Genomic DNA, 9,484 nt, shown 5'->3' with positions numbered 1-9,484 from the left:
GCGTGGGGACGCCGCGCCAAAGGAAAAAGCGGTCGGCAAGCAGGGGGGGGGGGGGGGGTTCTTCTGCAAAAAAGGGGGGAAGGGGAAGCGACGGAAAAAAGACCCCCCCCCTCGCCCGGGCACTACGCGAGCCCCTGGCCTCCGGGAGAAGCGGCCTGCCCTCGCCCCGGCACACCGCGCGCACCTGAGCTCGAGGAGAGGTATTCAGCAGCCATCCGGCCAGCAAGCGATCACCGGATGCGCGACAGGGGGAAACAGGAAAAAGAGTCGGTCTGTAAGCCGGGTTCTGTCGAGGACGATCATTCATCTATGACAGGCGTCGCCGCCTGCCTCTAGCGACCTACCCGAATCCACTGCGGGCCGCAGCGTGCGGATTCCTATTTGGTCTTGCTCCAGGTGGGGTTTACCATCGCCACACCTGTTGCCAGGCGCGCGGTGCGCTCTTACCGCACCTTTTCACCCTTACCGCGCACACGGGGTGCGAGGCGGTATCCTTTCTGTTGCACTTTCCGTGGGCTCACGCCCCCCAGGCGTTACCTGGCACCCTGCCCTGTGGAGCCCGGACTTTCCTCCCCCCGGCCGCCGTGACTGGCGCCCGGGCAGCGATCGCCCGACCGACTCGGCGGCAAGCCTACGCCTCGCCCGGGGTCCGCGCAAGCACTGATGGGCACGCCACCGGAGACCCCTTGAACCGCTCCCGGCTCCGGCAAGCGGACCATCAGCTTTCCGGCGCCAGCAGCCAGCGGTAGAGCCGGTTCTTGCGTACCCCGCTGTAGTCGGACAATAGCGCCGCCACGCGCTTTGCCGGCAGGTCCCGGGCAAGGTCCCTGGCGAGCCGGCCCAGGGCGGCGTCGATCTCGGGTTCGGCGGCCTCGCTGCCCGCGACCAGGAGCACGATCTCGCCACGGCGCTGGTCCGGGTCGCCCGCCACGAAGTCCCGCAGGGCGGCGAGCGGCGCCCGATGGATGGTTTCGAAGGCCTTGCTCAGTTCCCGTGCCAGAACCGCCTCACGCCCGGCGCCGAAGGCGTCGAGAAGCGCCTCCAGCGTCTCCAGCACACGGTGCGGCGCTTCGTAGAAGACAAGGGTCGCGCGCTCGCTCGCAAGCCCCGCCAGGCGGGCGGCCCGGGGTCCGGCCTTCGCCGGCAGGAAGCCCTCGAAGCGGAAGCGATCGCTGGGCAGACCGGCCGCGCTGAGCGCGGCGATCGCCGCACAGGCCCCGGGGACCGGGATCACCGGCAGGCCCCGGTCCTGGGCGAGGCGCACGAGGCGGTAGCCCGGGTCGGAGACCAGGGGCGTCCCCGCATCGGAGACGAGTGCGACGGCCTCACCGGCGGCGACGCGGTCGCAGAGGCGCTCCGCGGCCGCGGCGTCACTGTGTTCATGATAGGCGGCCAGGCGGCTGTCGATGCCATGGTGGGCGAACAGGCGCCGGGTATGGCGGGTATCCTCCGCCGCGACCAGGTCGGCCCCGCCGAGCACGGCGAGGGCCCGGGGGCTCAGGTCTCCGAGGTTGCCGATGGGCGTGGCGACGATGTACAGGCCCGATTCCATGTGCCACCGTGTTCCTTATAATGCGCGATGATGCGCGGTTTACCAGTGCCGGGTCGATGCGGATTCCGGCAGTGCCGGCGGAGCGAAGCATAGCATGAGGCCAGAGATCCCCCCCGCTGCCCGACGGCTCGCCCTCGCGGCCTGCCTGGCCCCTGTTCTCGTGCTGGCCGCCTGCGGGACCCAGCCGCCGGCAGTGCCCCCGGGCAGCGCCGGGCCGATGCCGCAGCCTGGCACGGACGCTGCGGTGACGCCCCTGCCCGCCAGCGACGAGAGCCCCCTGGCAGACCTGTTCGCGCCCGCCGTGGCGGCCCTCGACCGGGGAGACTGGATGACGGCCCAGCTGGCCCTGCCGGCCCCGGCGGGCGACACCGAACCGTCGGCGGAATTCCGGGCCTATGCGGCCCTGGTCGCGGCGCGTAGCGCGGATCTGCGCGGCGACCTGGCGGGGCTCGAACAGGCCCTTGCGGCGGCGCCCTGGGCCGACGCCTCGGCCGACCTCCGGCGACAGCGTCTCGCCCTCGAGCGCCGCGGGGCCCGGCGGCGCGGCGACCACCTCGCGAGCGCCCGGCTGGCAGACCGGGCGCTCCCCCTCTACCCGGCCGCGGACCCGGCTCGCGACGCCCTCGCCCGCTCCCTCTGGCGCGACCTCCAGTACCTCGACGCCCGCGGGCTGTCCCGCGCGCGGGCCGGCGCAACACCGTCGCTGCGCGGCTGGCTGGAGCGTCTCGAGGTGGCCCGCGGGGAGCGCGCGGAGGCGGACTGGCGCCGGCGTTTCCCCGGGCACCCCGCAGCGGCGATCGCCCTGCCCGCCGCGGACGTGCCTGCACCGCGCCGCGTCGCCCTGCTCCTGCCCCTCGGCGGTCGTCTCTCGGCAGCCGCTTCTGCGGTGCGCGACGGCTTTCTCGCCGCCCATTACGCCAGCGGCGCCCCGCGCCCGGCCCTGGCCATCATCGACACGGCACACTACGACAATGCGGCGGACGCCTACCGGGCCGCGGTCACCGGGGGCGCGGAGCTTGTGGTGGGGCCGCTGACGAAAACCGCCGTGGCCGAGGTGCTCGACCAGCCTGAACTGCCGGCCCCGGTGCTCGCCCTGAATCGCGCCGGCGGGCCCGCAAGCGGCGCGGCCCTGCAGTTTGCCCTGGCGCCGGAAGACGAGGCCCGCGAGATCGCCCGGCGGGCCCTCGGCGCCGGCCATCGCCGGGCGCTGATCCTGCGCCCGGCGGGCGACTGGGGTGACAAGGTCTCCGCGGCGCTGCTCGCCGCCTGGACCGGAGACGGCGGCGCGGTCGCGGCGACCGCCACCTTCGCCAGCCGGGAAAGCCATTCGGACGCCATCGAACGAGCCCTCCACCTCGACCGCAGCGCCGCCCGGGGCGCCGCCGTGCGGCGGCTCCTCGACCGCGGCACGGTGCTCGCCGGCCGCCGCCGCGAAGACATCGACGTCGTCTTCATGCTCGCCCCGGACACGGACGCCGCGAAGTCGCTCAAGCCGCTCCTTGCCTACCACTACGCCGGCGACCTGCCCGTCTACGCCACGTCCGCGGCCAACAGCGCGGAGGTCACGACCGGCGACCGGGACCTCGCCGGTCTCAGGCTCGTGGAACTGCCATGGCTGCTCGACGAGCGGCGGGGCCTGCGCGAGGCCATCGCCGGTGCGGGGCTGCGGGGCGCCGGCCTCAGCCGGCTGCAGGCCCTCGGCGCCGACGCCCACCGCCTGGCCCTTCGCCACGGCGTGCTCGATCCCGGGGGTCCCCTGGTAATCCACGGCGCCACCGGCAAGCTCACGGTGAACCCGCGGGGCGAGATCGAGCGCGACCTGCCCCTGGCCGCATTTGGCAGCGGCGGCCTGCGCGCCGACTAGCTAGACTGCGCGAGGTGTTTCCCCCGGAACTGTGCCCATGGCCACCGGCGATGACTACGAGGCCGCCACGGCGCGCTGGCTGGCCGCACAGGGCAGCCGCATTGTTGCCCGCAATTACCGCTGTCGCGCCGGCGAACTGGACATCGTCGCGCTCGACCGGGGCCGGCTGCGCTTTGTCGAGGTCCGGGCGCGCAGCAACCCTCGCTACGCGAGTGCGGCGGCCAGCGTGGATGCCCGCAAGCAGGCCAGGCTGCGCCGCGCCGCCGCCCACTTCCTGGCCTGCCGCTGGCGCGGTGCGGCACCGCCCTGCCGCTTCGACGTGGTAGTCTGGGAACCGGGGCCCCGCTCCGGTAAGCTGCAGCCCCGCCTGATCGAGAACGCCTTCTGAGGATCGCCCCTGGCGGCCTGAACAACGGCCCGGCCAACCGCGGAGACAGCCCCTGGACCAGTACACGGAGATTGCCAGCCACTTCCAGGCCCTCCTGGAGAACACCGCCCTGTCCGTGGACACCATCGCCCGGCCGCTCGAGGCCGCGGCGGAGGCCGCCACGCGCTGCCTGGTGGACGGGGGCACCGTCTTCTGCGCGGGCGCCGGACCGGATCGCGCCCTCGCGCGCTATGCGGCGGACCGGCTCATGCTCGGCGCTGGCCCCGAACGCCCGGCCCTCCCCGCCGTCGCCCTCACGGAGCCGGGCGACCCGGTCGAACCCTGGCGGGAGGCCCGTGCCCTCACCCGTCCCGGGGACCTGCTCCTGGCCCTCGACAGCGGGGATGGCGACGCCATCGCGGGGGCTCTCGGCGTGGCCGCTGCCGGGAACCCCGCGCTCGCACTCCTGTCCTATGAAGGCTGCCCGGGCCTGCCCCCGGCGGGTGACGACACGATCGTCATCGCCCTGCCGGCTGCACCCCGGAACCAGCTCCTTACCCTGGAGGCCATGGCCCTGGGGTGTCTCTGCCACCTGATCGAAGTGAACCTGTTCGGCTCATGATTGCATTCCAGACCCGTCGTACGCTGCTCGCCCTCTGCCTGCCCCTGCTGCTCGCCCTCGGCGGCGGTGCGGGTTGCACCCGGATCCTCGTCGCCTCGGAGGCCAACGCCATCGAGGAGAACCCCGGCGCGCGCACCTTCGCCCGGCGGGTGGCGGACGAGAGCATAGAGATCAAGGCCGTGGTGAACATGCACGCCGCAGACGAGGCCTTCGACGACGCCCATCTCGTGGTGGTGAGCTACAACGGCTACGTGCTCATCGCCGGGCAGATACCGGAGGAGACGCTCAAGGGCAAGGCCACGGCGGTGGTGCGTCAGCTGCGCGAGGTCCGGCGGATCTACAACGAGCTCGAGGTGGCAGCCCCCAGTTCAGCGATGACGCGTACCTCCGACGCCTGGATCACCACCAAGGTGAAAAGCTGGCTCGTCGGCAAGCCCGATACGCCGGGGCTGCGCACCAAGGTGGTGACGGAAAACGGGGTGGTCTATCTCATGGGGATGGTCACCGCCGAGGAAGCCGATCGCATCGCCGCGATGGCGGCGGATGTCTCCGGCGTGCAGCGCGTGGTGCGCCTTTTCGAACTGATCGACGCGAGCTGATCGGCCGGAAGCGGCCCTGCACACGACCGGGGATGCCGCTTACTTCACCACCTTGAGGGAGGGGCGACCGCCGGCACGCCGATCGTCGCCGTCCGGACCGTCCGCCGGCGGCGGCCCACCCTCGGGGGGTTCCGGCGGCTCCTCCGGCTCGAACACCATGCCCTGCCCGTTCTCCCGTGCGTAGATGCCGAGTACCGCCGTGACCGGGAAAGCCACGTCCATGGGCCGGCCGCTGAAGCGGCCGTTGAAGGTCACCAGGTGGTTGGACAGGTGCAGGTCGATGACGGCCGTCGGCGACACGTTGAGCACGATCTGTCCGTCCTTCACGTACTCCGACGGTACTTCGACGCCCGGCTGCATGGCATCCACGAGGATGTGGGGCGTGCAGTCGTTGTCCACGATCCAGTCGTAGAGGGCGCGGAGAATATAGGGCCGACTGGAGTTCACAAGTGTGCTGCCTGGCTTCGGTTGTATTTCAACGCCTGCAGGACAAGGACACCCCGCTCAGAGGCGCAGTTCCCGCTCCTGCTCCGACAGGCTCTGCTGGAAGGATTCGCGGTTGAAGAGCGAATCCATGTAAGCCAGCAGGGGCTTGGACTGCTTGCTCGGGCGGATATCCACGCCCAGGGAGGGCAGGCGCCAGAGGATCGGGGCAATACAGCAGTCGACGAGGGTGAACTCGTCGTTCATGAAGAACGGCTTCTCGGCAAAGATCGGCGCAATGGCGAGGATGCTCTCGCGCAGCTCCTTGGTGGCCTTCTTGACCACATTGTCGCTGCGCGAGTTCTGGATAGACTCGATGAGCGAGCACCAGTCCCTCTCGATACGCCACATGAACAGCCGGCTCTCGGCGCGCGCCACCGGGTAGACCGGCAGCAGCGGCGGGTGCGGGAAGCGCTCGTCCAGGTACTCCATCATCACGTGGCTCTCGTAGAGGACGAGGTCCCGGTCCACCAGCGTGGGCATGGAGTTGTAGGGGTTCAGGTCACCGAGTTCCGCCGGCGGATGCGCGCTATCGCCCTCGACGAGGTCCACCGTCACGCCCTTTTCCGCGAGCACGATGCGGACCCGGTGGCTGTAATGATCTGTCGGATCGGAGAAAAAAACCATTGAAGACCGTTTGGTTACTACGCCCATGTCACTTTCCCTAGTGAGGCCACTGTACCCCGGGCGCTGGCCCGTGCCAACGGCACCGGCGAGACGACCTGCGGCGCTTGCGCGTCAGTGGACGTCCTTCCAGTACTCCCGGTTCAGCAACCAGGCGAAAACGAAGAATACCGCAATGAACAGGAGTGTGTAGACCCCGATGCGCTTGCGGTCGGCCTGCATCGGCTCGGCGGTGTAAGCGAGGAAGTTGGTGAGGTCGTACATGGCGCCGTCAAACTCTTCCTCGCTCATGCTGCCGGGCTCCGTCACCTCGAGGGTGCCGCAGGGGTTGGAGTGCTTGGCTTCACCGGAGAGCGGATCGACCTCGTGGCCCTCACCCGCCGAAGCGCATTCCTGCATGCCCTGCAGGCCGAGGAGCACGTGCGGCATGCCGACGTTGGCAAACACCAGGTTGTTGACGCCGTAAGGGCGGCTGTCGTCCTTATAGAAGCTCTTCAGGTAGGTATAGAGCCACTCCGGCTGGCGCGCGCGGGAGACGAGGGTGAGGTCCGGCGGGGCGGCACCGAACCACTTTTTCGCGCGCTCCTTGTCCATGGCATTGGCCATGAGCGAGCCGATCTTCACTTCCGGGTCGAAGACCAGGTTCTCGAGGACGAGGTCCTCGGGGATGCCGAGGTCCCGCGCCATGCGGTTGTAGCGGGCGTACTCCAGCGAGTGACAGCCCATGCAGTAGTTCATGTAGAGCTTTGCGCCATGCTGCAGAGAGGCCTTGTCGCCCATATCGGCCTCGAACTCGTCGCAGGGGATCGCACCGCAATCGTAGGCGCTCTCGGCTCCCACGACCTTCAGCGGCACGACCGTGAGGAAGGCAATGAGTGCCGCCGCACCGAGTACGCCCAGCTTGCCCATGCCGCCGTCCATGGTCACCCGCTCGGGGACCGGCTTGGTCTTGTCCATGCTGGACCAGACCGGCATGAGCAGGAAGAAGGCGAAGTAGATCACGGTGCAGATCTGGGTCAGGATCGTGCGCGCTTCCGTCGGCGACTTCACACCGAGTACGCCGAGGATCAGGAAGGACGCGACGAACAGCACCAGGGCGACCTTGTTGATCGGGCCGCGGTAGCGCCAGCTCTTGACCGGGCTGCGGTCGAGCCACGGCAGCAGGAACGGAATCGCCACGGAGATGGCGAAGGCCACGAAGCCCCAGAACTTGTCCGGAATAGCGCGAAGCACCGAGTAGAAGGGCGTGAAGTACCAGACCGGGGCGATGTGCTCCGGGGTCTTGAGCGGGTTCGCCTCCTCGAAGTTGGCGTACTCGAGGAAGAAGCCGCCCATTTCCGGCATGAAGAACATCACCGCGCAGAAGATGAACAGGAACACGCCGATCGCCGGGATGTCGTGCACGGTGTAGTAGGGATGGAATGGAATACCGTCGAGCGGAATGCCATCCGGCCCCTTGTTCTTCTTGATCTCCACCCCGTCGGGGTTGTTGGAACCGACCTCGTGCAGCGCCAGCAGGTGGAGCACCACCAGGGCGAGCAGAACGATGGGCAGGGCCACCACGTGGAGGGCGAAGAAGCGGTTCAGCGTGATGCCGGAGATCAGGTAGTCACCGCGGATCCAGGTGACGAGATCCTCGCCGACCACGGGGATGGCCCCGAACAGCGAGATGATCACCTGCGCGCCCCAGTAGGACATCTGGCCCCAGGGCAGCACGTAGCCCACGAAGGCCTCGGCCATGAGCACGATGAAGATAAGCATGCCGAAGATCCAGATGAGCTCCCGCGGCTTCTTGTAGGAGCCGTAGAGCAGCGCCCGGAACATGTGCAGGTAGACCACCACGAAGAATGCCGAGGCGCCGGTGGAATGCATATAGCGCAGGATCCAGCCGTAGTCGACGTCGCGCATGATGTACTCGACGGAGGCGAAGGCCTCTTCCGCGCTCGGCGTGTAGTTCATGGTGAGCCAGATGCCGGTGAGCAGCTGGTTCACGAGTACGACCAGGGAGAGAACCCCGAAGTAGTACCAGACGTTGAAGTTCTTCGGCGCGTAATACTGGCCCATGTGGGTGTTCCACGCCCGCATGATGGGCAGGCGGTCATCGACCCAGTCGCGCAGTCCAATGAGCATGTTGACCATCAGGCAGCCTCCGCATCAACGCCGATTTCAAGGATGTTGCCCGCAAAGTTATGGGGCGGAATAACGAGATTCGTCGAGGCCGGCACGCCGCTGTAGACGCGACCGGCGAGATCGAACTTGGAGCCGTGGCAGGGGCAGAAGAAGCCGCCCGCCCACTTGTCGCCGCCGAGGTCCGCGGCGCCCACTTCCGGGCGGTATTTCGGCGCGCAGCCCAGGTGCGTGCACAGGCCCTCGATCACTAGGTACTCGGGGCGAAGCGAGCGCTCCTTGCCAGCGATGTAGGGCGGCTGAATGGCGTTCTCGGAGCCCGGGTCCTTCAGGTAGCCGTCAACCGACGGCAGCAGGTCGAGCATTTCCTGCGTGCGGTGGACCACGTAGACCGGCTTCCCGCGCCACTCGACGACGACCATCGCGCCCGGTTCGAGCTTGGTCAGGTCCGCCTTGACCGGGGCGCCCGCCGCCTCGGCCTTCGCCGAGGGGTTCCAGGAGCCGACGAAAGGTACCGCGATGCCGACAACGCCGGCAGCCCCGACGGCACTGGTCGCAACCGTGAGGAAGCGGCGCCGGCCGTTGTTCACGTCTTCAGTGGTCATTGCTTGTCTCCCGAATTGCTCCCCTGGGGACGCACTGGTGCCGGGTGTGCGGGAAGGGGATTCAAAAAGCCGCTAAATGGTAATGACTTTGCTACCGCCATACAAGGAAAAGGCCTGTATACACAGGGTTAAACACGTCACGCTGTCCAGCTGCCGGCCGGAAACGCTGCTCGCCCGACACCGCTGTGAGCACAGCCCGTCCTATTTCGGGGTAAGCACACCTCGTTCTATTCCGGGCTGAGTGCGGGATGCTTCTCTCAGTCGCTCCCCGATACACGCTTTGTGAGAGAAGCATCCCACACTCAGCCCTTACCCCGTGGCGTACTTCCAGCTCGGTCGAGTAACACCCCGGGTAGGGGCGGGCGCTGGAGGGTGCCCCCACCAAGCGTGTATCGGGGAGCGACTGGGGGCACCCTCCAGAGACCGCACCGGGACGCTGCCAGGAGCGCCTCCACAGCTATCAGGCCGCAAGCCGCCCAGAGACTGCACATTGGACCCGCCAAAAAAAAGGTTCTTCGAAGGTTTCCGGGGGCGTTGAGCCCCTGACCTCACCCGCCGTATTGTGCCCGAGACCGGATGGGAATGGGGCGCGGCAATGTTTGATCGCAAGACGGTGGGCAAGCTGGGCGGTTGGACCGGCT

9 protein-coding genes and 1 other RNA gene are annotated in these 9,484 nt (G+C 68.5%); 4 read left to right on the top strand and 6 right to left on the bottom strand.

The features are described 5' to 3' along the window. Positions 1-259: 259 nt before the first annotated feature. An RNA gene (gene rnpB, locus ACX93N_RS16115) (RNase P RNA component class A) lies at positions 260-622 on the bottom strand. A gap of 96 nt (positions 623-718) precedes the next feature. Continuing rightward, entirely contained in the window at positions 719-1,552 is an 834-nt protein-coding gene (rsmI, locus tag ACX93N_RS16110; RefSeq protein WP_459429460.1) for a 16S rRNA (cytidine(1402)-2'-O)-methyltransferase, read from the bottom strand. 94 nt (positions 1,553-1,646) lie between these two features. Between rsmI and ACX93N_RS16105 the strand changes: the two genes are divergently transcribed. The 4 genes from ACX93N_RS16105 to ACX93N_RS16090 all read left to right on the top strand — a co-directional run bounded on the left by ACX93N_RS16105 (position 1,647) and on the right by ACX93N_RS16090 (position 5,004). Beyond that, positions 1,647-3,416 (top strand): penicillin-binding protein activator, encoded by a 1,770-nt coding sequence (locus tag ACX93N_RS16105; RefSeq protein WP_459429459.1) that lies wholly within the window; start codon positions 1,647-1,649, stop codon positions 3,414-3,416. A gap of 37 nt (positions 3,417-3,453) precedes the next feature. Further along, positions 3,454-3,804, top strand: a complete 351-nt coding sequence (locus tag ACX93N_RS16100; RefSeq protein ID WP_459429458.1) for a YraN family protein — start codon at positions 3,454-3,456, stop codon at positions 3,802-3,804. Positions 3,805-3,919: 115 nt separating this feature from the next. Beyond that, positions 3,920-4,405: a hypothetical protein gene (locus ACX93N_RS16095; RefSeq protein WP_459429457.1), complete on the top strand. Its 486-nt coding sequence runs from the start codon at positions 3,920-3,922 to the stop codon at positions 4,403-4,405. Next, on the top strand, positions 4,402-5,004 hold the full coding sequence (locus tag ACX93N_RS16090; RefSeq protein ID WP_459429456.1) for a BON domain-containing protein: 603 nt from the start codon (positions 4,402-4,404) through the stop codon (positions 5,002-5,004). The genes ACX93N_RS16095 and ACX93N_RS16090 overlap by 4 nt, the downstream gene beginning before the upstream one ends. 39 nt (positions 5,005-5,043) lie before the next feature. Here ACX93N_RS16090 and ACX93N_RS16085 read toward each other — a convergent pair whose 3' ends face one another. From ACX93N_RS16085 to petA, 4 genes are all read right to left on the bottom strand, one after another. Beyond that, positions 5,044-5,451, bottom strand: coding sequence for a ClpXP protease specificity-enhancing factor (locus tag ACX93N_RS16085; protein ID WP_459429455.1), 408 nt, complete (start codon positions 5,449-5,451; stop codon positions 5,044-5,046). A gap of 57 nt (positions 5,452-5,508) precedes the next feature. After that, positions 5,509-6,141, bottom strand: a complete 633-nt coding sequence (locus ACX93N_RS16080) for a glutathione S-transferase N-terminal domain-containing protein (protein ID WP_459429454.1) — start codon at positions 6,139-6,141, stop codon at positions 5,509-5,511. Positions 6,142-6,225: 84 nt separating this feature from the next. Next, complete coding sequence (locus tag ACX93N_RS16075; protein ID WP_459429453.1) at positions 6,226-8,250, bottom strand: cytochrome b N-terminal domain-containing protein; 2,025 nt, start codon at positions 8,248-8,250, stop codon at positions 6,226-6,228. Beyond that, positions 8,250-8,843, bottom strand: coding sequence for a ubiquinol-cytochrome c reductase iron-sulfur subunit (gene petA / locus ACX93N_RS16070; protein WP_459429452.1), 594 nt, complete (start codon positions 8,841-8,843; stop codon positions 8,250-8,252). The genes ACX93N_RS16075 and petA overlap by 1 nt, the downstream gene beginning before the upstream one ends. Positions 8,844-9,484: the final 641 nt, after the last annotated feature.

Source organism: Pseudohaliea sp. (genome assembly GCF_054552115.1).
Note: the sequence above shows the minus strand (reverse complement) of the source record. Positions and strands in the feature narration are given on the sequence as shown.

Coding starts and splice junctions, on each gene's coding strand:
- ACX93N_RS16090 (WP_459429456.1), top strand. CDS start 4,402: ATGATTGCATTCCAGACCCGTCGTACGCTGCTCGCCCTCTGCCTGCCC.
- ACX93N_RS16075 (WP_459429453.1), bottom strand. CDS start 8,250: ATGGTCAACATGCTCATTGGACTGCGCGACTGGGTCGATGACCGCCTG.
- ACX93N_RS16105 (WP_459429459.1), top strand. CDS start 1,647: ATGAGGCCAGAGATCCCCCCCGCTGCCCGACGGCTCGCCCTCGCGGCC.
- ACX93N_RS16100 (WP_459429458.1), top strand. CDS start 3,454: ATGGCCACCGGCGATGACTACGAGGCCGCCACGGCGCGCTGGCTGGCC.
- rsmI (WP_459429460.1), bottom strand. CDS start 1,552: ATGGAATCGGGCCTGTACATCGTCGCCACGCCCATCGGCAACCTCGGA.
- ACX93N_RS16080 (WP_459429454.1), bottom strand. CDS start 6,141: ATGGGCGTAGTAACCAAACGGTCTTCAATGGTTTTTTTCTCCGATCCG.
- petA (WP_459429452.1), bottom strand. CDS start 8,843: ATGACCACTGAAGACGTGAACAACGGCCGGCGCCGCTTCCTCACGGTT.